This window comes from Cereibacter azotoformans (assembly GCF_021391315.1).
In the GTDB taxonomy this organism is placed as follows: domain Bacteria; phylum Pseudomonadota; class Alphaproteobacteria; order Rhodobacterales; family Rhodobacteraceae; genus Cereibacter_A; species Cereibacter_A azotoformans.
On the sequence record NZ_CP090021.1, the window covers coordinates 1,733,455 to 1,755,399 of the forward strand.

Annotated in this window: 20 protein-coding genes; 13 read left to right on the top strand and 7 right to left on the bottom strand. The window is 69.2% G+C overall.

What is annotated here, in order from left to right; genetic code table 11:
- The first annotated feature begins 94 nt into the window (after positions 1 to 94).
- The 9 genes from LV780_RS08665 (at position 95) to LV780_RS08705 (ending at position 10,150) form a co-directional block, all read left to right on the top strand.
- Positions 95 to 1,309: an NAD-dependent epimerase/dehydratase family protein gene (locus LV780_RS08665; protein ID WP_117344991.1), complete on the top strand. Its 1,215-nt coding sequence runs from the start codon at positions 95 to 97 to the stop codon at positions 1,307 to 1,309.
- A complete protein-coding gene (locus LV780_RS08670) occupies positions 1,310 to 2,146 on the top strand; it encodes a glycosyltransferase (RefSeq protein ID WP_117344992.1) in 837 nt (278 codons plus the stop codon).
- Positions 2,131 to 2,946, top strand: a complete 816-nt coding sequence (locus tag LV780_RS08675; RefSeq protein ID WP_117344993.1) for an NAD-dependent epimerase/dehydratase family protein — start codon at positions 2,131 to 2,133, stop codon at positions 2,944 to 2,946. The genes LV780_RS08670 and LV780_RS08675 overlap by 16 nt, the downstream gene beginning before the upstream one ends.
- A gap of 323 nt (positions 2,947 to 3,269) precedes the next feature.
- Positions 3,270 to 4,199 (top strand): UTP--glucose-1-phosphate uridylyltransferase, encoded by a 930-nt coding sequence (locus LV780_RS08680; protein ID WP_108220513.1) that lies wholly within the window; start codon positions 3,270 to 3,272, stop codon positions 4,197 to 4,199.
- Positions 4,200 to 4,222: 23 nt separating this feature from the next.
- A complete protein-coding gene (locus LV780_RS08685) occupies positions 4,223 to 5,392 on the top strand; it encodes a glycosyltransferase (RefSeq protein WP_108220512.1) in 1,170 nt (389 codons plus the stop codon).
- Positions 5,389 to 6,378 carry a glycosyltransferase family 2 protein gene (locus LV780_RS08690; RefSeq protein ID WP_108220511.1) on the top strand — a complete coding sequence of 330 codons (990 nt, stop codon included), beginning with the start codon at positions 5,389 to 5,391 and terminating at the stop codon, positions 6,376 to 6,378. Before LV780_RS08685 ends, LV780_RS08690 begins: the two co-directional genes overlap by 4 nt.
- Positions 6,375 to 7,355, top strand: coding sequence for a glycosyltransferase (locus LV780_RS08695; protein ID WP_011908972.1), 981 nt, complete (start codon positions 6,375 to 6,377; stop codon positions 7,353 to 7,355). The genes LV780_RS08690 and LV780_RS08695 overlap by 4 nt, the downstream gene beginning before the upstream one ends.
- Positions 7,352 to 9,721 (top strand): GNVR domain-containing protein, encoded by a 2,370-nt coding sequence (locus LV780_RS08700; RefSeq protein WP_108220510.1) that lies wholly within the window; start codon positions 7,352 to 7,354, stop codon positions 9,719 to 9,721. The genes LV780_RS08695 and LV780_RS08700 overlap by 4 nt, the downstream gene beginning before the upstream one ends.
- A 171-nt stretch (positions 9,722 to 9,892) precedes the next feature.
- Positions 9,893 to 10,150, top strand: a complete 258-nt coding sequence (locus LV780_RS08705) for a hypothetical protein (protein WP_101341984.1) — start codon at positions 9,893 to 9,895, stop codon at positions 10,148 to 10,150.
- Positions 10,151 to 10,237: 87 nt separating this feature from the next.
- On the opposite strand, the gene LV780_RS08710 is transcribed toward LV780_RS08705, so the two are convergent.
- The 6 genes from LV780_RS08710 to LV780_RS08735 all read right to left on the bottom strand — a co-directional run bounded on the left by LV780_RS08710 (position 10,238) and on the right by LV780_RS08735 (position 15,857).
- Positions 10,238 to 12,019 (bottom strand): ABC transporter ATP-binding protein, encoded by a 1,782-nt coding sequence (locus tag LV780_RS08710; protein ID WP_407647914.1) that lies wholly within the window; start codon positions 12,017 to 12,019, stop codon positions 10,238 to 10,240.
- Positions 12,020 to 12,084: 65 nt separating this feature from the next.
- A complete protein-coding gene (locus LV780_RS08715) occupies positions 12,085 to 13,008 on the bottom strand; it encodes a phosphoenolpyruvate carboxykinase (ATP) (protein WP_011908976.1) in 924 nt (307 codons plus the stop codon).
- Positions 13,005 to 14,879: an asparagine synthase-related protein gene (locus LV780_RS08720; RefSeq protein ID WP_108220509.1), complete on the bottom strand. Its 1,875-nt coding sequence runs from the start codon at positions 14,877 to 14,879 to the stop codon at positions 13,005 to 13,007. The genes LV780_RS08715 and LV780_RS08720 overlap by 4 nt, the downstream gene beginning before the upstream one ends.
- Complete coding sequence (locus LV780_RS08725; RefSeq protein ID WP_011908978.1) at positions 14,876 to 15,349, bottom strand: lasso peptide biosynthesis B2 protein; 474 nt, start codon at positions 15,347 to 15,349, stop codon at positions 14,876 to 14,878. The genes LV780_RS08720 and LV780_RS08725 overlap by 4 nt, the downstream gene beginning before the upstream one ends.
- Before the next feature lie 10 nt (positions 15,350 to 15,359).
- A complete protein-coding gene (locus tag LV780_RS08730) occupies positions 15,360 to 15,620 on the bottom strand; it encodes a PqqD family protein (RefSeq protein WP_011908979.1) in 261 nt (86 codons plus the stop codon).
- 84 nt (positions 15,621 to 15,704) lie between these two features.
- The gene (locus tag LV780_RS08735) at positions 15,705 to 15,857 is read right to left on the bottom strand and encodes a hypothetical protein (protein WP_085996571.1); all 153 of its coding nucleotides are present in this window, start codon (positions 15,855 to 15,857) and stop codon (positions 15,705 to 15,707) included.
- A gap of 344 nt (positions 15,858 to 16,201) precedes the next feature.
- Here LV780_RS08735 and LV780_RS08740 point away from each other — a divergent pair, with 344 nt between their 5' ends.
- The gene (locus LV780_RS08740) at positions 16,202 to 17,338 is read left to right on the top strand and encodes a nucleotidyltransferase family protein (protein WP_108220508.1); all 1,137 of its coding nucleotides are present in this window, start codon (positions 16,202 to 16,204) and stop codon (positions 17,336 to 17,338) included.
- Positions 17,335 to 18,291 carry a glycosyltransferase family 2 protein gene (locus tag LV780_RS08745; RefSeq protein ID WP_108220507.1) on the top strand — a complete coding sequence of 319 codons (957 nt, stop codon included), beginning with the start codon at positions 17,335 to 17,337 and terminating at the stop codon, positions 18,289 to 18,291. Before LV780_RS08740 ends, LV780_RS08745 begins: the two co-directional genes overlap by 4 nt.
- Positions 18,292 to 18,300: 9 nt before the next feature.
- Here LV780_RS08745 and LV780_RS08750 read toward each other — a convergent pair whose 3' ends face one another.
- Positions 18,301 to 19,557: a glycosyltransferase family 2 protein gene (locus LV780_RS08750; protein ID WP_108220506.1), complete on the bottom strand. Its 1,257-nt coding sequence runs from the start codon at positions 19,555 to 19,557 to the stop codon at positions 18,301 to 18,303.
- Positions 19,558 to 19,759: 202 nt separating this feature from the next.
- Between LV780_RS08750 and LV780_RS08755 the strand changes: the two genes are divergently transcribed.
- A complete protein-coding gene (locus LV780_RS08755) occupies positions 19,760 to 20,542 on the top strand; it encodes a glycoside hydrolase family 16 protein (RefSeq protein ID WP_108220505.1) in 783 nt (260 codons plus the stop codon).
- Between the two features lie 16 nt (positions 20,543 to 20,558).
- Complete coding sequence (locus LV780_RS08760; protein ID WP_011908985.1) at positions 20,559 to 21,860, top strand: O-antigen ligase family protein; 1,302 nt, start codon at positions 20,559 to 20,561, stop codon at positions 21,858 to 21,860.
- Positions 21,861 to 21,945: the final 85 nt, after the last annotated feature.

A 21,945-nucleotide genomic window follows, 5' to 3' on the forward strand; every position in this document is an offset into this window, starting at 1 on the left:
CATTCGACCTGTGGACTTGCAGCGGATACGGACCAAGATGTTCACGAGGACGTGTGCTCCGTCAGGGGCACGCGCGGTTCAGCAAGGAGGCCTCATGCGCATTGCAGTTCTGGGTGGAGACGGGTTCGTGGGCTGGCCGACGGCGCTTCACCTGTCGGACCTCGGCCACGAGATCCATATCGTGGACAACCTCTCGCGGCGCTGGATCGACGCCGAGCTGGGTGTGCAGTCCCTCACACCGATGGATTCGATCCAGGAGCGGTGCCGGATCTGGCACCAGGAGACCGGCCAGCGGCTGCATTTCCACCTGCTCGACCTGCGGGAGTACGACCGGATCCGGGCCTGGCTTGCCGAGTACCGCCCCGACGCGATCATCCATTTCGCCGAACAGCGCGCCGCGCCCTATTCGATGAAGTCGGATCGCCACAAGGTCTATACCGTCAACAACAACGTCAATGCGACGCACAACCTGCTGGCGGCGATGGTCGAGACGGGCGTGGACGCCCATCTCGTCCATCTCGGCACGATGGGCGTCTATGGCTATTCGACCGTCGGCGCCCCGATCCCCGAGGGCTACCTCGACGTGACGGTGGACACGCCCACAGGCCCGAGGGACCTCGAGATCCTTTACCCGACGCGGCCCGGCTCGGTCTATCACATGACCAAGAGCCTCGATCAGATCCTCTTCCAGTATTACGCCCAGAACGACGGGCTCAGGATCACCGATCTGCATCAGGGCATCGTCTGGGGCACGCACACCAGCCAGACCCGGCGGCACCCGCAACTCATCAACCGCTTCGACTATGACGGCGACTACGGCACCGTGCTGAACCGCTTCCTGATCCAGGCCGCGATCGGCTATCCGCTGACGGTGCATGGCACGGGCGGCCAGACCCGCGCCTTCATCCATTTGCAGGACTCGGTCCGCTGCGTCGAGCTGGCCCTGTCGGACGCGCCGAAGGCGGGCGACCGGGTCAAGATCTTCAACCAGATGACCGAGACCCACCGCGTCCGCGACCTGGCCGAGATGGTGGCGAGGATGACGGGGGCCAAGGTCTCCTACCTTCCCAACCCGCGAAAGGAGGCGGACGAGAACGAGCTGCTGGTCAGGAACGACCAGTTCCTCGCCCTGGGGCTGAAGCCCGTGACGTTGCAGGAGGGGCTTCTGGCCGAGGTGGTGGATGTGGCCAAGAAGTTCGCCCACCGGATCGACCGCAGCCGCGTGCCCTGCGTCTCGGCCTGGACGAAGGACATCGCGCAGCGGGTCGAGCACGACCCCGAGGGGCGGCGGCTGCGCTCGGTGTCCTGATTGGATCTTGTTGCCGAAACGCAGGCGGGCTCTGACCGGGCCTATGTCACGCTTGTGACCAACGCCGACTACGCGCTGGGTGCGCGGGCGCTGCTGCGCTCGCTCGCCCTCAGCGGCACCGCGGCCGACCGCGTGGTGCTGCATACGGATGTGCCGGAAGGGGCGCTGGCGCCGTTGCGGGCGCAGGGGGCGCGGCTGGTGCGGGTCGCGCTTCTGCCCACCTCGCCCGAGTTCAACGCCACCCACGCCCGCGACGCGCTGCATGCGCGGGCGGCCTTCACCAAGGGGGGCAAGCCGCCCTTCCACACGCCGCTCGACAATTTCGCCAAGCTCCGGCTCTGGCAGCTGGTCGAATACCGCTCGGTCGTCTTCATCGACGCCGACGCGCTGGTGCTGCGCAACATCGACCGCCTGTTCGAATATCCCGAGTTCTGCGCCGCTCCGAACGTCTATGAGAGCCTGTCCGACTTCCACAGGATGAACTCGGGCGTCTTCACCGCCCGCCCGTCGGAGGACACCTTCGCCCGGATGCTGGCGCACCTCGACCGGCCGGGGGTGTTCTGGCGGCGGACCGACCAGAGCTTCCTGCAGGAGTTCTTCCCCGACTGGCAGGGCCTGCCGGTCTTCTGCAACATGCTCCAGTATGTCTGGTTCGCCCTGCCCGACCTCTGGAGCTGGGAGCAGATCCGGGTCCTGCACTTCCAGTATGAAAAACCGTGGCAGGAGCATGAGAAGGCCGAGCGGCTGCGTCCGCTGATCGACCTGTGGCGCAGCTATGCGGCCGACGGGCCGGTGCCCGACCTTGCGGACCTTCCACGGCCATGCGCCTTGCGCTGACCGGGGCCGGCGGGATCGTCGGCCGCTTCATCGCCGAGGCGGCGCGGGCAGCGGGCCATGATCTCGTCCTGCTGTCGCGCCGCCCCACCGGATTGCCGGACGAGCACCGCCCCTACGACCTTCTCGGGCCGCCGCCGCCGCTTGGGGATGTCGAGGCGCTGGTCCACTGCGCCTTCCAGCATGTCCCCGGCCGCTACCGTGGCGGCGAAGGCGCCGACCCCGCCGGGTTCCGCCGCGCCAATCTCGATGGCAGCCTGCGGCTCTTCGAGGCGATGCGCGGGCGACGGATCGTCTTTCTCTCCTCGCGCGCGGTGTTCGACGGCTACCCGCCCGGCACGCTCTTGACCGAAGGCATGCCGACCTGCCCCGACAGCCTCTACGGGCAGGTCAAGGCCGAGGCCGAGACGGCCCTCGTCGCGGCGGGCGGGGCGAGCCTGCGGGCAACCGGCGTCTATGGGCCCGCACCGGACCACAAGTGGCGCTCCCTCTTTGACGACTTCCGCGCGGGCCGGCCGATCCCTCCGCGCGCGGCGACCGAGATCCATGGCTCGGATCTCGCCGCGGCTGTCCTGCTGCTGCTGCAACGCGAGGAGACGGGCGCCTTCCACGCCTCGGATCTGCTCCTCGACCGTCACGACCTTCTGGCCGAGGTCGCACGGCTGACGGGTCTCTCGCGCCCGCTGCCGCCGCGCGCGGACGCCTCGCAGGTCAGCCCGCTCGACTGCCGGCGCCTGTCGGCCCTGGGCTGGCGGCCCGGCGGGCGCGAGCTGCTGCTGCGCACCTTGCCGCTCATGATCTAGGCGCCTCCCCGCCGGCTGCGCCTGCAGCGAAAACGCTGCGCCTTGCGCTTCACCCCAGAGTTGCACATGGACGCGCGCGGCGGGAAAGATCGCCCGACCCAAGGAGAATTGATGAAATGCAGGAACAGATCGCCTCGATTCAGCCTTGGACAATCGCGCGGCAACGGGCATTCTCCGCCGTATAGATAAGCCGCCATTGCTCGAAACTGCCCCGTGTCCATCACAAGTCCGTCCGCACCCTTTGCAGGTGCAGCATTGTGTGAAAGATTGATACCGTCACTTTGACCCCACCTTTTCAGCAGATCATCATCAAGAGGTCGCGAATGTCATTGAAGAAGGTCAACACCGCCATCTTCCCGATTGCCGGGATGGGAACGCGCTTCCTTCCCGCCACGAAGTCGATTCCCAAGGAGATCCTGACCCTCGTTGACAAGCCGCTGATCCAGTATGCGGTCGAGGAGGCGCGGGAGGCCGGGATCGAGGATTTCATCTTCGTCACCTCGCGCGGCAAGGGCGCGCTCGAGGACTTCTTCGACGTCAACCAGCCGCTCGAGCGGGCGCTGCGCGCCGCCGGCAAGACCGAGCTTCTCGCCGCGCTCGAGGCGACCAACATCGACAGCGGCCATGTGGCCTATGTCCGCCAGCACGAGGCGCTCGGGCTTGGCCATGCGGTCTGGTGCGCGCGGCGTCTGGTGGGCGACCGGCCCTTCGCCGTGATCCTGCCCGACGACATGGTGGTCTCGGACCGGCCCTGCCTTGCGCAGATGATGGAAGCTCACGCCGAGGTCGGCGGCAGCATCATCGCCACCATGGAAGTGGCCCCCGAGAAGGCCTCGTCCTACGGCATCCTCGACATCGAGTCCCGCCAGGGCGCGCTGGTCCGCCCGCGCGGCATCGTCGAGAAGCCGAAGGCCGGCACCGCGCCCTCGAACATGGCGGTGATCGGGCGCTACATCCTCGGGCCGCGCGTCATGCGGCACCTCGACCGTCGGACCGTGGGCGCGGGCGGCGAGATCCAGCTGACCGACGCCATCGCGCACGAGCTGGCCACGCACCCGGGTTCGGTCCACGGGTTCCGCTTCAGCGGCGAGCGGTTCGACTGCGGCTCGAAGGCGGGATTTCTGCAGGCGACGGTCGCGCTGGCTCTGCAGCGCGCCGATCTTCGCGACGAGTTCGCGGCCTTCCTCGAGGCGATCGGCGATCAGCACGGCATCCACAGGGCACCGCGGCTGAAGGTGGCCGCGGCAAGCTGAGACGACCGGAGAAAGACGGCAGATTGCGAATACTCTACCTCGCCCATGATCTGGACGACAGCGCCATCTGGCGGCGCGTGGCCGTGCTGCGCGCCGGTGGCGCAACCGTTCATCTTGCCGGTTTCCGCCGGCGAGAGGGGCCCTTGCCCGAACCGGCCACCCTCCTCGGCCGGACGGCCGATGCGCGGCTTGCGCGACGCGCTTTTTCCGTCCTTCGGGCGGGCGCCGGGTTGGGGCGCAGGCTCGCCACCCAAGAGGCGCCCGACGTGATCCTCGCCCGCAACCTCGAGATGCTGGCGCTGGCGGCACGGGCCAAGGCGCTCTGGCCCGAGGCGCTGGTGGTCTATGAGGTGCTCGACATCCACCGCATGATGCTGGGCGAAGGCCTCCGGGCGCAGGCGATGCGCGCGCTCGAGCGGCGGCTGCTGCGCCGCGTGGGGCTGGTGCTCACCTCATCTCCGGGCTTCATCAACGAGTATTTCCAGCCCTTCGGCCAGACCCGCGCCCCGATCCGGCTGATCGAGAACAAGTGCTTCTACCCCGGCGCGGCCATCCCGCCGGTGCCTGCGCCGCAGCCGGTGACGGCCCCGATCACGATCGGCTGGTTCGGCATCCTGCGCTGCGCCTGGTCGCTCGACTGCCTCGACCGGGTGACACGGGCCTCGCCCGGCCGGTACCGGGTGCTGCTGCGCGGCAAGCCGGCGCTCGACCAGCTGCCCCGGTTTCACGAGACGGTGGCGGCCAATCCCGATCTCGAGTTTGGCGGGCCCTACCGCAATCCCGAGGATCTCGCCGGGATCTACGGGCAGGTGCATCTGTCCTGGCTGATCGACCGCTACGACGCCGGCAAGAACTCGGACTGGCTGCTGCCGAACCGGCTCTATGAAGGGTGCCGCCACCATGCGGTTCCGGTGGCGCTGGCGGGGACGGAAGTGGCGAGCTTCCTCGGCGACTGCAACATCGGGCTCACCGTCGCCGCGCCGGACGTGGATCAGGTTTCAGACCTTCTCGGCCACCTCGATCCCCCGAGGGTCGAGGTCCTGCGCGGCAGGGTCCGCGACGTCCCCGAAGCGGTCTGGGCGACGGGGCCCGAGGAATGTCAGGATGTCACGGGCCTGATGGCCCAGATTGCGGCCGCACGCGGCCGCCGCCGTCAGGCCGCCCTGCGCCGGAAAGGCTGGTTCACCACATGACGCCGCGCGTTCTCATCATCATTCCCACCCTCAACGAGGTCGATCACATCGACGCCGTGCTCAACGGTCTTCTGCCGTTCGCCGAGAGCCACGGGGCGCGGATCGTGGTGGCGGATGGCGGCTCGACCGATGGCACGCGCGATCGCGTCGCCGCCCGTCCCGAAGCCGGGATCACGCTGATCCACAACCCCCGCCGCCTCCAGAGCGCGGCCGTCAACCTCGCGGTCGCGCGGTTCGGCGCCGAGGCCGACATGCTGATCCGCATCGATGCCCACAGCGCCTATCCGCAGGACTATTGCGACGTGCTGCTGGCCGAAGCGCAGGAGACCGGGGCCGCCTCGGTGGTGGTCGGCATGAGGGCGGTGGGCTCGGGCTTCTGGCAGGGCCTGATCGCGGCGGCGCAGAATTCGCGCATCGGCAACGGCGGCGCGGCGCATCGCGTGGCCCCCGTCGGGCGGTTCGTCGATCATGGCCACCATGCGCTGATGCGGATCGACGCCTTCCGCCAGATCGGTGGCTATGACGAGAGCTTCAGCCACAACGAGGATGCCGAGCTGGACCTGCGCCTTCGGCAGGCGGGCTTCCGCATCTGGCTGACGGCCCGCACGCGGGTGGACTATTTCCCGCGCCGCACGATCCCCGCGCTGATGAAGCAGTATTTCGCCTTCGGTCGCGGCCGGGCCCGCAACATCCTCAAGCACCGCTCGGTGCCGGGGCTGCGCCAGATCGTTCTGGCGGGCCTTGCGCCGGGGCTGATGCTGGCGTTGCTCAGCCCGCTGCATCCGGTCTTCGCACTTCCGCTGATCCTGTGGGGTGTGGGCTGCCTTGCCGGGGGCGCGCTGATCGCGCGGGAGACGCGCAGCCTCCGCGGGCTTCTCGCGGGCTTTGCCGCCGGAGCCATGCATGTCGCCTGGTCGGCGGGCTTCTGGAACCAGCTGCTGCGCCATCTCGGCCGTGGCCGTGGAAGGTCGGAGGCACCGGCATGAGCGGCGCGCGCATCGCGATCGGGATCTGCACCTATCGCCGGCCCGGCGTCGCGGCGACGCTGGCCTCGATCGGCGCCCTGAACTGGCCGGACGGGGCGGGCGGGATCGTGATCGTGGCCGACAATGACGAAACCCCCTCGGCGCGCGCGACCGTGGAGGCTGCGGCACGGGCCCTGCCCCTGCCGGTCTGCTACCTGCACGCGCCCGCGCGCAACATCTCGGTGGCCCGGAACGCCATTCTCGAGGCGGCTCTTGCCCGCGGCATCGACCGCCTCGCCTTCATCGACGACGATGAGGTGGTCGAGCCCGGCTGGATCGCCGCGCTTGTCGCCGCCCAGAACCGGACGGGCGCCGAGGCGGTGCTCGGCCCGGTGCGGGCCGAACATGGCGCGGATGCCCCCGCCTGGATGCGCAAGGGGGCGGTGCATGACACGCTCCCGACCATCCTGCCCGACGGCTCGATCAAGTCGGGCTACACCTGCAATGTCCTCATGGATCTCACGGCCCCGGCGCTCGAGGGGCTGCGGTTCGATCCGATGCGGGGGCGATCGGGCGGCGAGGACACGGCCTTCTTCGAGACCATGCTCCGCCGTGGGGGTCGCCTCGGCCATGCCCCCGAGGCGCTGGTCCGCGAGACTGTCCCGGCCGATCGCGCGCGCCTCGGCTGGCTGCTGCGCCGGCGATTCCGCATGGGACAGACCCACGCGAGCCTGATCGCGGCGCCCACCGGGCTTGCCCGGGCGCGTCAGGGCGCGACGGCTCTCGCCAAGGTTGCGGCCTGTGCCGGAATGGCGGCCGCGGCCCTGCATGATCCGCTCCGGCGGAACAATGCGCTGTTGCGTGGCGCGCTGCATGTGGGCACACTGTCGGCGCTTTTCGGCGCACGACCGATCACGATCTACGGCGGATCGGCCCCGGCGCTTTCAAACCTTGATTCCAAGACCGATACTTATCCCGTTTCCAGGAGCAGAACTTGAAGCAGTTCGGAATCCGTATCGCCGACAGCGATCCACGCATCGACACGCCCGTTGCGTCCTCGGCGGCTGCGGACACGATCGACGTCTCGCGCCTGCTGGGGGCCGCCCGCAGGCAGCGCCGGGTGATGATGATCTCCTGCGCCATGAGCCTGTGCCTCGGCCTCGCCTACCTCGCCACCACGCCCAAGACCTTCGTCGCCGGCTCGACCGTGCTGCTGGCCGGAAAGGTCAACCGCACGATCGAGGAAGTGTCGGCCCTCGACAACAGCGCCTCGGAAAACGCTCTCGAAAGCGCGCAGGAAGTCATCCGCTCGCAGCCGGTGGCGCTGGCCGTGACGGACATGCTCAATCTGACCGAGAACGACTCCTTCCTCAGTCCGCCGGTGCCGTTGCTTACCGTGGTCGTGGAGAACGCCAAGGAGATCGTGCGCGCGCCCATGCGCCTCATCACCCCCGCCCCGCCCTCGGGCGCGGCCGGCCCGCCGCCCACGCCCGAACAGGTCGCCGAGCGCAAGCGGCAGCTAGTGGCGGCCGCCCTCTCCGGCAGGATCGGCGTGTCGCGCGTCGGGCGGTCGAGCGTCTTCGAGATCTATTACGCCTCGCACGATCCCGCCCTCGCCGCCGCCATCTCGAACGCCTACGCCGAGGCCTATGTCTCGGATCTGCTGAACGCGAACTACGACGCGACCGAGCGCACGACCCAGTGGCTGCGCGAACGGCTCGAGGAGTTGCAGGCCCAGGCCCGCGAAGCGGCGGTCGAGGCCGAGATCTTCCGGTCCGAGAACGGCCTCGTCTCGACCCGCGGGGCGCTGATCACCGAAGAGAACGTCTCGAAGCTCAACTCCGATCTCGCGGTGTCCATGACCGAGGCGGCGCGGGCGCAGGCGCTGATGAGCACCTATCAGACCATTCTTGACAGCGGGCCCGAGGCTTTCCTGTCGGAACGCAGCAGCGGCTTCTCGTTGCAGGGCAACGAGCGGCTGATCGAGATGCAGGACCAGCTCTCGGCCCTTTCGGCACGGCTGGACCGGATCGAGCGCGACTTCGGCGTCGACCATCCGCAGGCCGTCCGCCTGCGCGAGCAGGTCGCCGCCCAGACCAACGTTCTCTTCGGCGAGGTGCGGCGCCTGCACGAGGAGGCCCGCGGCTCCTTCAATGTGGCCAGTGCCCAGGTGCAGGCGCTGCGCGAAAGCCTCGGGCTCGCCGTCGATGTGAACTCGGAGGCCGGGCGCAAGCAGGTTCAGCTCAAGTCTCTCGAGCAGCGCGCCGAGACGCTGCAGACGCTCTATCAGACCTTCCTGACCCGCTTTCAGGAGATCGACCAGCAGAAGAGCTTCCCGATCTCGAACGTCCGCATCCTTGCTCATGCGGATGTCCCGATGGACCCCATCGGCCCCAGCACGATGCGCGTGCTGGCCGTGATGCTGGTTCTGGGCGGGATGGTCGGCGCTGGCATCGGCGTCCTGCGCGAGTGGCGTGACCGCTTCCTGCGGACGGGCGAAGATGTGCAGAATGACGTGGGCCAGCGGTTCCTCGGCTACCTGCCGCATTTCGACGCCGCCAACGGCGCGCCGCAGCTGTCGCGTCAGGCCCGGAGCGCGCCCCTGAAGCTGAGCGAGCCCGTGCCGGGCATCCCGGTCGTGCGCAAGCCGATCCACGCGCTGCAGCATCCCCGCTCGCATTATGCCGAGACGCTCCGCAACATCCGCTTCTCATCGGAGGTGAGCCTCGCGGGCAAGTCGCAGATCGTCCTGGGCATCACCTCGATCCGTCCGGGCGAGGGCAAGTCTTCGGTCGCGCTGAACCTGGCCGCGGTGATGGCCGCGTCCGGCAATTCGGTGCTGCTGATCGACACCGACCCGCGCAACCCCGGCCTCAGCCGCAGGCTTGGGCTGACGCGGGGCATAGGGCTTGTCGAAGCGGCGCTGGGCCGGGCGGACTGGACCAAGGCGCTGCGCGTGATCGGCGACAGCGGCGTGCATCTGCTGCCCTGCGTGACGCCCGGCATGATGACCCATTCCAGCGAGATGCTGGGCTCCAAGGGGATGCGGCAGCTGCTGGCGGCCGCGCGCGCGCGCTACAGTCACGTCATCCTCGACCTTGCGCCCCTGGGGCCGGTGGTCGATGCGCGGGTGGTGGTGCCGATGGTCGATCAGATCGTGATGGTGGCCGAGTGGGGCAAGACGCCCAAGACGCTCCTGCGCGAGACGCTGATGAACGAGCCCGCCCTGATGGAGAAGACCCTCGGCGTCGTGCTGAACAAGGTCGATATGGAGTCCCTGCGCGACTACGTCCCCGAGACCGGCGGCGAGCATTATTACGAGGAATACGGCGACTATTTCTCGGGCCGCAGCGGAACCAGCTGAGGGCCACGGCACCGCCTTCGCAACCTGCCATGATGTGCGCCGAAGGTGACGGTTCGGCGTCACGTCGCTGACAGCTGATATGTGCGCGCACCTGTCTCTTTCCTTTCGGCAAGTTCCTGCCTATCTATGAAAGAGAGGCGCAACTTCGGGTTGCGAAGGCAGGAGAGCGCGATGCGGATCGGAGCCTTCTTGATGGGAATGGGCGGGGCGGCGGCGGCGGCGGCCGCGCTCGCCATGTACCTGGGCTTCTCGGGATGGGCCGTGGCGGGCATCGTGGCCGCCACGCTGCTGATCGCGCAGATGCTCTACCTCGGCCTTATCCTTCTGATGCTGCGGGAAGAAAAGGCCAGGCGCGCGCCGCCGGATCAACCGGCCAGCCCCTCCGACGGGCTCCTGCCGATCGGCAAATCGCAGCAATCGGGCCTTTGACTGCCCCCATCTCAGAGCCCGGGAGCAGCACCAACTGAAGGTTAGGTGATTCTCACAATGGCGGATGCCGCGGCGGTGAGGATCATCCTACTGGGCGAGTCTGAGGCGCGCAGGCTCCGAGGCCTCGTGCGCGAACATCCGGGACAGGTGCCCGTCCGTCTTCCGCAAGAGGTCCGCCATCGGCCCTTCCTCGACCACGCGTCCGGCTTCCAGCGAATAGACGTGATCGGCAAAGGCCACCATCGAGGGCCGGTGCGCGATGGTCAGAACCGTCATCTCACCCGCCCGCCGCGCGAGGGCCTGGGCCACACGGCTCTGGCTCTCCCAGTCCAGCGCGCTGGTGGCCTCGTCGAGGATCAGCACGGCCGGCCGCTTCAGGAAGGCCCGCGCCAGCGCGATCCTCTGCCGTTCGCCCCCTGACAGGAGCGTGCCGCGGTCCCCCACCCGCGTGTCGAGCCCCTCGGGCAAGGCGGCCACGAAACGGTCGGCGGCGGCATCGGCGAGGGCCTGGTGCATCTCCTCCTCGGTGGCGTCGGGGGCCACGATGGCAAGGTTCGCCCGGATCGTGTCATGCAGCAGGAAGGTCTCCTGCGGCACATAGGCCAGATGCTCGCGCCAGCCGCGGCGCTCGGACTCAGTCAGTTCGTGCCCATCGACCAGAAGGCGCCCGGCCTCGGGCCGGATCAGCCCCATCACGATGTCGGCCACTGTGCTCTTGCCCGCCCCCGAAGCCCCGATCAGGGCCGTCGCCCGCCCGACCGGAAGCCGGATGGTGCAGTCGTTCAGGGCGGCTTCTTCCGATCCTTCCGTGTGGCGGTAGGTCACGCGGTCGAGCAGGATCTCGTGCCGGGGCGGCGCGACCGGCGCCGAGACGAAGCCGGCCCCGCCCTCGCGGTTGGCCTCGAGGCGGCTCTGCAGATCGACCACGCGCCACCAGGCCGGGAGATCCACCAGCAGCGCCTGCACCTGCGCCTGCAGCCCCTGAAACCGCGGCGTGACCCGCATCAGGATCACGAGCAGCACCAGCATCTGCGACATCTCGAGCCCGACGAAGCGGAGGGAGAGCAGCACGAAGGCGGCGGCTCCGATCGCCAGCGCCACCTGGAACAGCCCGTTGCCCAGCGCGTTGCGGCGCGCATAGTCGTGGGCATCCGCCTTGGTGCCGTCAAGCGTGCGCTCGAACTGGGCGACATGGTGCGGCTCCTGGTTCATCGAGCGGGCGGTCTTGAGCCCGGTGATGAATTCGGACACGAGCCGCGCCTGCACCGTCCGCGCGGTCTGGATCTTGTGGCCATACCTTTCGGCGAGCTTGCGGTAGGGTTTCAGCAACAGCAACGCCACAAGGCCGAAGCCGAAGGCGAACAGCGTCATCGGCACCGACACGGCGAGGCAGAGCACGAAGTAGATCACGAGACCCACGAGGATCTGGATCAGGCTCAGCGACACAAAGCCCGAGAAGGTGATCCGGTCGATCTCGCCCGTCAGCGCATGTTCGAGATCGGCCCGGCGCATCCGCACCACCGTCTCCCACCGGGCCGAGGCCACCGCCGAAAAGAGTCCCGCGCGCGTTGAGTTGGCGAAATCCTGCAAGAGATCCGACAGATAGACCGCCTTGACCCGGTTGAAGGCCGCCTGCAGCGCCACGAGCAGGACGATCGCCCCCAGCAGCACCTCAAGCCCGATGCTCACGTCCGGCAGGGGCTGGCCGAAGAGATGGCGCCCGCCGAGGTCGATCGCGTAGTCGGATGAGCCCTGCCCGGCCAGTGTCAGGATCGGCAGGAGAAGAAGGATCGAGACGCCCTCGGTCACGTTGCCGAGGACAAGGAAGGTCAGGGCTATCGCCAGCCGCTTGCGCCCGAAGCGCGCCATGGCCCGCACCAGCGCCGCGGCGCCTCGAAAGCCCTCGACCGCGGGGATGGGCGAATGATCGTCGGTCACGCCGCAGCCTCCGCATCCCGCTCGATCAGGGCCACCACCTCGGGCAGCCGGCGAAGATCGTGGGGCACGATCACGCGATGCAGGACGCCGCTGGCGGCTATGGCCGCGGCCTGCCGCAGATGCCGGGCGCCGGCGGCGCCGTTCAGCACCTCGGCGCCGAAGCGGGTGACATAGGCAAAGCGCAGGGCCAGCGGCAGCGCCTCGAACGGCGGCACGGCGATCACGGCAGGCTCGGCCTCGGCCGGACCGCGTTCAAGCCGGTAGATCCGCCGGAGCGGCGTGACACCGCGGGCGAACCGGCCGGGCAACAGCACGCGGCTCTTCTCGGGCACCTCGGGCACCACCGGGCGATGGACCGCATCCGGCGCATCGAAGGCCGCGGCCGCCGCTGGTGACAGCTTGACCTGGGGAAAGCCGGGGCGGAGCGACAGGGTCTCGTCCACCGCCACGATGTCGTCCGCGATGAGCGGATGGCCCGCGCGGATCATCGCCGTCGCGGTCGTGGATTTGCCCGCCCCCTTGTCGCCCATCATCACCACGCCGCGGCCGCCCACCGACACCGCGCTCGCATGGAGCGTGAAGAGACCCAACTGCTCCAGAGCCAGCGCCAGCACCGAGCCCAGCAGCGGATAGGCCACGAGATCCTCCGATACGCCGGGGTGCGGGCTGGCCGTGATCCGGCCCGGCTCGACCCGGAAGCCGCCCACCGTCTGCCACCAGAGCTCGGCCCGATCGGGCGCAAAGCGGGTGCGGAAGCCCCCCTCGCCCGGCAGATCATCGAGCGGTGCACGGTGCACCGTGAGGTCGGCCGCCCTGTCGCCTTCCAGCGGCTCCAGCTCGGGCAGATCCACGTCCGAGCGCCACGCGAGCCCGTAGGCGGTCCGCAGCGCAGGCCGGAGAGAGGACGTCTCGACGATCATGCAGGTGTCCTTCTGTCGAGTCGGGCGGCGGCGGGGAACTCCCGGGCCCGAAGCCATTCGTCCAGCACAATCGCGCGCAGGGTCTGGAAGAGCGCGGGGGTATCGGCCTCGCCCGCGCGAAGCCCGTCGATGACGCCGCGGATGACGCCAAGATCCACGAAATCGGCGATCTGGCCGGGATCGCGCCGGGACAGCCGGTCAAGGCTCTCGGTCCAGTCCCTCAGCACACGCTCGCGCACGTTGGGGCTGAAGTCGGTCTTGCTGCTCCGCAGGCGGATCTCGTCGGGCAGCAGGCCGCGCATCGCGTCGCGCAGCAGGGCTCGGGTCATGCCGTCGCGGAACTTGGCCGAGGCGGGCTGCGCCACGCAATGCTCGACCACCCGCCGCTCGAGGAACGGATAGCGCGGCGAAATCCCGCACGGGGCTGCGGAACGGTCGAGCACCTCGAGCGCGGTGGGATAGCCCGGTGTCGTCAGTTGCGCGATGTGGCGCCGGATGTCGTCCGTCGCACCCTTCACCGTCACGCCGTTCGCCTCGCGCACGCGCTGGACGAGGCCGGTCCGCGCCACCAGATCGGGATGAACCGCCCGCCTCCAGGCCGTCGCATCGCGGGTGGCTCTGGGCCCCAGCCGGCGGGCCAGCGCCCGGACCCAACGCGACGAGGCACCCACCGAGGCCGATGCCAGAAAAAGCTCGCGCCGGGGGCTGCCGAACAGCGCCGAGACGGCGGCGGTGGACCGCCAGAGGCTCCGCCACTGCGCCTCGGCGGCCAGTTCGGTCAGGCGCGAGGTCCCGAACGAGATCACCTCGTCGCCGCCGTGCCCGTCGAGCAGGATCTCGATCCCCGCCTCGGCCGCCCGACGGTAGAGCCAGCGCGAGGTGGGCAGGTTCGGCGCAAGGTACGGTGCGCCCTGCTCGGCCAGAAGCTCTTCGACGGTGCCCCCGAGAGCTTCGCTGCCATCAAGCCAGAGCTGCCGGAAGCGGCCGGCCTCGTGAACCTTGCCGATCCATGCGCGCTCGTCGATCTCGGGGCAGGCGTCGAACTTCATCGACACCACAGGAAGCGGCGCCTCGGACATCCGCGAGGCCAGAACGGCGAGCGTGCTGGAATCGAGCCCGCCGCTCAGCATCGCGCCCACTGTGCCGCCCCGCATCCGCGCCGCCACCGACCGCTCGAGCAGCTCGAGCAGCGCCTCGGGCGGGTCGGGCCGGTGGCGGGGCTCGACCTCCAGCCGCCAGTAGCGGCGGATCTCGGTCCGGCCCTTCTCGACCAGCAGCATGTGCGCCGGTTCCAGACGGTTGATCCCCCGGTGGATGGTGCGCTGCGCCGACGTGGGCTGGCCCGAAAGGAACTCGGCGATCCAGATCTCGTCGAGCGCGGGGGGACAGGCGGGAAAGGCGCCCAGCACCGCCTCGACATCCGACGCGACGGCGACCGCCTGAGGCGTGGCGCGATAAAGGAAGGGGCAGACGCCGAACCGGTCGCGCAGCCCGACCAGCCGTCCCGCGGCCGGATCCCACAGCACGAGGGCGAAATCGCCCTCGAGGTGAAGCGGCAGATCCAGCCCCCAGCGGTCATAGGCCGCCAGCACAAGGGCGGCATCGGCTGCCTCGGCCAGTCCAAGCGCGGACTGCAACTCGGCGGCGTTGTCGAGCCTCAGGCTGCCGGTCAGCACCGGACCGCCCGGCCGCAGCCGCCACGGGCCCATGGCCGCGTGCCGCGCCCGATGGCCCAGCGCGACCCCGCCGGGCAGCAGCACCGACCGCGCCTCAGGCCCGCGGCTCGGCATGGCCGCGAGCATGGCCTTTACCCGGCCCTCGGCTTCCGACGGATCTCCGCCCAGCGTGACGAAGGCGGCGAGCGCGCTCACAGGGCCGCTCCTGCCGCCTGTTCGGCCACCGGATCGGTGCGGCCCGAGCTTTCGTAATCCACGAGCGCGCGATGCTGGCTGTAGTCCATGGAAGATCCCCCGAGCACGATGACATTGCCGGACAGAAGCCAGGCATGCGGGCGGAAGGCGCTGTCGCGCCCGTTCGGCAACGAGATGCGAACGGTGGAGGCGTAGCCTTTCCGCGCAAGAAGGCGCTGGCCGGCCAGCGCCTGCGTGAGGCAGGTGGCGCCCGGGACGAGCCGCGCGGCCGCGGTCACCGACCAGGCAACGACGCGCTGCTCCGAGGCCGGGGCCGCGCCCGCGGCGGCGAAGGCCGCGGTGGCGGCCCGCACCGCATCTGTCCGCCGGCGCGCGATCGCGAGGCGGATCCGTGCCACCTCCGCCAGCGCCCGCCACAGCGCCAGCGCCTCGGCAGGCCTCAGGGTCAGGAGACGCCGCACGCGCCGCATGGAACCTCCCTCAGGCCAGGGTGACGAGCCGGTTCGCCGCGAGGTCATCCACCAGCTTGCGGATGTCGCCCTCGCAGACCGAGGGCTCGATCCGGTAGCGGTCCGCGACGCGCCCCACGAGAACCTCGATCTCGACGGGCTGATCGAGCTGCGACCAGACGAATTCGCCCACCGCATTCATGCTGAAGTAGGAGTTGCTGTTCGTGTCGAAGATCGCAATCCCGTCCCCGAATGGGCAGGGAATGCAGCCGGGTGCCGCCCTGATGGTCACGTCGAAAATTCCTTGATCAAACACGTTTTGTGACCGAGGCAGTCATTGACCGCCTCGGACCGGGGCTGTGCTTCGTCCCGAAGATCAGGAGAAGGTCATGTCGGCGATCGCAGTGCCCGACGGGAAGGCCGCATCGGTCACATGCCCCGTGCTTGCACCGTGGGTCATGGCTTCCAGCGTGCCGTGAGCGCGCAGCACCGGGGCCTGATAAGCAAGAGTTTGGATGTTGTTTGCCACGTCAAATATCCTCAGCATAAGGTAAGATGGCCCAAAGGACCGGATCCAAGCCTGTTGAAAGATGCCCGAGGTGTCAATGCGGACGCCGCCGCTCTCCGATCGGATGCCGCCCGCACGGAATATATTTATCAAAAGGAATTGTAAATGCAATTGAAGGTTGAGCCCGCCATTTGCCACAACCCTTACGGGACAAAGTTGCTGCTCAAATTTTCATCGCAATTCACAACCAAAAGGGGAAAATGCGCTACCTCGGGGCGACAACGCCTTGGCCGAAGGTTCACTCTCCTCGCGTCGGACACACTTCGATTCGACAGGAGCGGCCTCCTGCGGACAGGACAAGGGGCATGACCTTCACCGCCGCACATTTCGCCGCCGTGCGCGGCCACGACTGCCTTTCGGAGGCCGAAGCGCTGCGTGCGGCCCTCGCCCGCGCCTTCGGCGACGCGGCACCGCTGCCCGGGCAGGTTCTGCCGCAGGTGCTTTTCGACATGGCGCGGCTGAACAAGGTCGGGCTGTTCCTCGCCCCGCGCCCGGCCGACCTTCCCCCGGCCTGGGCCGCCATCGCCCCGCAGATCGAGTCAATGCGACTTTACACCGCCGCGCGCAATGGCCACAGCCTTCGCGTCAGCGGAGAGGTCGCCCGGCTCATGCAGGCGGCGGGCATCGCGCATGTGCAGTTCAAGGGTCCGCTGCAGCAGATCGCCCTCTATGGCGGGCCCTGCTGGAAGCCGACCGGAGACGTGGACCTTCTGGTGGCCGAGGCGGACCTGCCCCGAGCGGGCGCGGTGCTGCGGGAGGCGGGCTTCGTCCCGCAGGAGGCCGAGCTTGCCGACTGGTGGACGAAGCACCTGGGCGAGCAGCATTACCGCCGTCCAACGGGTGGCCCGGTGGTGGACCTGCACCATCGCCTTCAGCAGCCGGGCGCGCCGCGGCCGCGCCGGACGGCCGACTTCCTGGCCCGGGCGACGCTCATGCCGCACGAGGGCGGCACGGTGCCGATGATCTCGGGCCCCGACCGATGCCTCGTGGCGGCCATCGGCGTGGTCAAGGCCTTCGTTGCGCACGAGCCCTGCGCGGGCCACCTGTGCGACCTGCGCGCAAGCCTCGACCACCTGTCGGCCGCCGAAGCGGCCATGTTGCCCGGCCTTGCTGCCGAGCAGGGCCTGTCCGAGACGCTGGCGCTGGCGAGCCGGGGCGTGGACGCGCTGTTTGACGGGCTCGCTCCGCGCCGCCATGCGACCGGGGCGCACCCGCTGGCAGACCTGTCGCCCGCCATCCTGCGCCGGATGCTGATCGCCCCGTGGGATCCTGCCCTTGACTGGCCGCGCCGGAGCCGCATCCTCTGGGCGCTCTCGGGCCGGCAGCCCGCGCGCTATCTGCGCGAGGAACTTGCCGCCAAATCCTCCGAGATCCACAGGATCTGGCTCAAGGGGCTCGTCCGCTCCGGCCTGCTCTCCCGCCGCGAAGGAACCGCCGCATGACGGACATCTGCGTGATCATCGCCGCACACAATGCCCAGGCGACCATCGCCAAGGCCGTGCGCTCGGCTCTGGCCGAGGCGGAGGTGGCCGAGGTTGTGGTGGTGGACGATGCCTCGACCGACGCAACCACCGAGGCCGCGCGGGGCGCCGACGACGGCAGCGGCCGGCTGATCGTCGAGCGGCAGGCGCAGAACGGCGGTCCCTCGGCCGCGCGCAACCGCGCCATCGCCCTGTCACGCGCGGCACGGATCGCCATCCTCGACGCCGATGATTTCCTGCTGCCGGGCCGCTTTGCGAGGCTCGACCCGACGCTCGATCTGGCCGCCGACAACATCGTCTTCGTCACACCTGACCATGCCGCCGATTTCGTGCCCTCGAGCCTGCCTGACGCCCCGACCGGGGTGGAGATGCTGGATGCCGAAGCCTTCGCGCTCGGCAATCTGGCGCAGGGTGTCCGGCGGGGCGAACTCGGCTTTCTCAAGCCGGTCATGTCGCGGGCCTTTCTGGCGCGGCACGGGCTGCGCTACGACGAACGCATGTGGCTGGGCGAGGATTTCGACCTCTACATGCGGATGCTGCTTCTGGGCGCGCGCTTCGGCCTCATCCGGTCCGTCGGCTATGTGGCGGTGGAACGGGGCGCCTCGCTCTCGGGGCGGCACCGGACGGCGGATCTCGCGGCGCTGGAGAGCGCGTGCCGCGCGCATCTGGACCTGCCGGCGTCCCCCTCCGCGAGGGCGGCCATGCGCCGGCACCTGCAGCAGGTGCGGGCCAAGCTCCTCCTCCGGCAGTTTCTCGACCGGAAGGCAGAGGCCGGGATTGCCGCCGCGCTCGGCTTCGCGCTGAGCCCGCCGGCGCGCTTCCTGCCGATCGCGCGCGGGGTCGCCCGTGACAAGCTGGCCGCCCTGCGCCCGCCCGCCCCGCCCCGACCGGAGCGGCTGCTGCTGCCCGTCTGAGGCCGGGCCTCAGTCGCCCGGATCCTCGTCCTCGTCCTCGGGCGCCGCGCCGCGGCGCTCGGCGCCCGGAGGAAGCCGCGCCTCCATGCCTTCAGGCAGCACCACCTCGGCGCGGCTCCAGCGCGGCACGAGCCAGAGCCAGAACAGCCCCTCCTCGCCGTCGGCACAGATGTCGAGATCATGGCGCGCCGCAAGATCCGACAGAAGCGCGGCCTGCTGTGCGGGCGGCCAGGGATGCGGCAGGTCCGGGGCAAGCAGCGGCGGCACCGCCACGAGGCGCTGGCCGTCACCCACGGGCCGCGGATCGGCCGACAGCACCAGCGAGAGCGGGCGGATCTCGACCTCTTCCGCGGCCCGGCGCTGAAGCCGCTCGCGCACGCTGCGCAGGAGTTCGGCCACCAGATCCGGCCGCCGCACAAGCTGACCCAGCGCCGGCAGCGGCCTGCGCCGCTTGATCGCCGCCACCAGATGTTCAAAGGCCAGAAGCCGCTCGAGCCCCGCGCGGCGGCGGCGCATCATGCCCGCAAGTGCGGGATCGGTGACATCCCGCGCCGTCCGGTCATGCGCCGCGATCAGCGGCTCGAGCGCCGCAACCGACAGCCTGTGCGAGATCGAGCCCGAGTGGCGCCGGTAGAGATAGAGCGCCTCGGGCAGCAGCACGAGCCGCGCGCCGTCCAGAAGCAGACGCAGATACAGGTCGTAATCCTCGCCCACCCTCAGCGTCTCGTCATAGCGCAGTCCGCCCCAGGCCGAGCGGCGGACGAGCGGCTTGAGATAGCCCAGCGGCGGCAGATCGTCCGAACCTCCGTTGGCCGCGACGAACAGGGTGGCATCCACCGGCATCGGCGCGACCAGATGCAGGGACTGGAGCAGCGTCCGCCCGCCGGCATCCGGCGCTTCGCCGAAATGGAGCATGTCGTCGGCGACCGCATCGACCCCGAGCGCCTCGGCGGCAGCGAGAAGGCGCGCAAGACGGTCGGGATGGAGCACATCATCCGAGTCCATCACGGCAAGCCAGTCCCCGGTCGCCGCCTCCAGCGCGCGGTTGCGCGCCGCCGAGGGTCCGCCGTTCCGCTCCATCTCGATCAGCGTGACGCGGGAGTCCCCCTCGGCCATCTCACGCACGAGGTCCGCGCTCTCGTCGCCCGAGGCATCATCGACCACGATCAGTTCGAGATCCGCGTGACTTTGGCGGAGAACGGACTCGATCGCCTCTGGCAGGAAGGCCGCGCCGCGATAGTTCGCCATCAGCACCGAAATCCGCATCGTCCCTCCGTCCTCCGAATCGTCCCTGTGTAGCTTTCCTCGACCCGCCGCGTAACCCGGCACCATGTCCGCCGCCGTCCGACCGCCGGAACTGCCGGTTTTCGCGGCACTGCGGCAAGCTGTTGCCAATGTGATCGGAGAACGGTCGCCATCGGAGAAGCCCGGGCCTAACCTTCTTCCTGAAACAGCCACGGAGCCCTTCATGAGACCCCGTCTGCCGCTTGCGCGCCTTGCCGCGCAGACCCTTCTGCCCCTCCTCGTGGCCGCTCCGGCCGCGGCGGACGAGCCGCCGGCCTCGTTCCGCGAGACCTTCGACGAGATCGACGGAGAACGCTGGTACATTTCGGACGGCTGGACCAACGGCGAGCACCAGAACTGCACCTGGTCCTCCAACGCCGTCCGCGCCGAGGACGGCATCCTCCGGCTCCTGTATCTGCCCGACACGTCCGGCGAGGGCCAGCACCGTTGCGGGGAGGTGCAGACCGAGCAACGCTACCTGCACGGGACCTTCGAGACCCGGATGCGGACCGATCACCGCAAGTCCGGCCTCAACGCCGCCTTCTTCACCTACATCGGGCCGGTGCATGACCAGCCCCATGACGAGATCGACTTCGAGATCCTCACCCGCAACACCGCCTCGGTGGACGTGAACACCTATGTGTCCGGCGAGCCGAAGAACCGCCATGTCGTGCCGCTCGACCCGCCCTCGGACGAGGGTTGGCACACCTTCTCGTTCATCTGGGAGCCCGAGCGGCTGCGCTGGTTCGTGGATGGCGAGCTGGTCCACGAAGCCACCGAGACCCTGCCGGTGGCGCCGCAGAAGATCTTCTTCAGCCACTGGAGCACCGACGTGCTGACGGAATGGATGGGAGCCTACGAGCAACCCGAGGAGCCGGTCGCGCTCGAGGTGGACTGGGTCTCGTGGACCGCACCCGGAGAGGCGTGCCAGTTCGAGGAATCCGTGCTATGTCGGCTGGAAGACTGAGGAGACGCCGCACGAGATGACCGCCGCCCCCCTGCGCCCGCACCGCCATGACGGCATGATCATCGACGTCTGCCCGACCACGGTGCTGGCCTTCCTGACCATCCTGTGCCTCCTGCTGGTGCAGTGGATCGGATCCATGGCGGCGGCGGGCTTCCTGGCCTCGGGCTGCCTGCTTGTGGTGCGACGGCCGCAGACCACGCTGATGGAGCTGCGGCGCTACTGGATGATCTTCGCCATCGCCGCCTGGTGCCTCTTCACGGTGCTCTGGTCGCAATATGCCTCGCTCAGCCTGCGCTACGGCATCCAGCTCTGCGTGACCTTCGCCATCGCCGTGGCGATCGCCAGCCGGCTCTCGCCGATCGTCTTCCTGCGCATCCTCTTCAGCGCGCATCTCATCGCGGCCGTGCTGAGCCTCGTGTTCGGAAAGGTCCGGGCGGACGGGCTCGGCTGGCTGGGCATCTTCGGCTCGAAGAACGCCTTCTCGCTGCCGATGTCCACCCTGATGCTCTGCGCCTTCGCCATCATGCTCGATCGCAACCAGTCACGGATGTGGCGGCTGCTGGCCGCGGGCGGCTTCCTGATCGGGACCTTCCTGCTGATCCAGGCCCAGTCGGCCGGTCAGCTGCTGGCCACCGGCGCGGCTCTGGCCTTTGCGCTGCCCTTCTTCCTTGGGCGCTGGCTCAGCTTTGCCCAGCGCATCCTGCTCGCGGGCTTCACCGTCGGGCTGGGGATCGTGGTGGCCATCCTGCTCGTCGCCATGCAGGAAGAGGTCATGGCGCTGATCCTCGAGACCACCGGCAAGGACGCGACCCTCACCGGCCGCACCGAACTGTGGGCGCTGGCCTTCCGCGAAATCGCGCAGCAGCCCTTCCTCGGGGTCGGCTATCAGGCCTACTGGGTGCCCGGGAACCCGGGCGCCGAGGCCATGTGGAAAGAGTTCGGCATCAGCGGCAAGCGCGGCTTCCACTTCCACAACACCTTCATCTCGAACGCGGTCGAGATCGGGATCATCGGGGTCGCCATGCAGGCGGTCGCGATCTTCGGGGCGCTGGCGCTGGCCACGATCTGGGCCTTCAAGGAGCCGCGGGCGGAGTCCATCTTCCTGACCGCCCTGATGATGCGGAGCACCGTGCTCAGCATGTCCGAGGTCGTGGGCTACCTGCAGTTCGACCTCGCGACCCTGATGCTGGTCGCGGCCCTCGTCTATGTGCTTCGCAACCAGCGCGAGCGTCGGCAGCAGCGGATGCCCCTGCGCCAACGCGGCGCCGTTCGGCCAGTGAACGACGCGGCCGATCCGTCCCCGCCGCATCCGGTCTAGCCGGCCGTGCCCACCGCCACGCGGCCAAGGAAAAAGGGAAGCCGACCCGCGTCGGCTTCCCTTCCTGTCGTTCCAAGCGGACCCT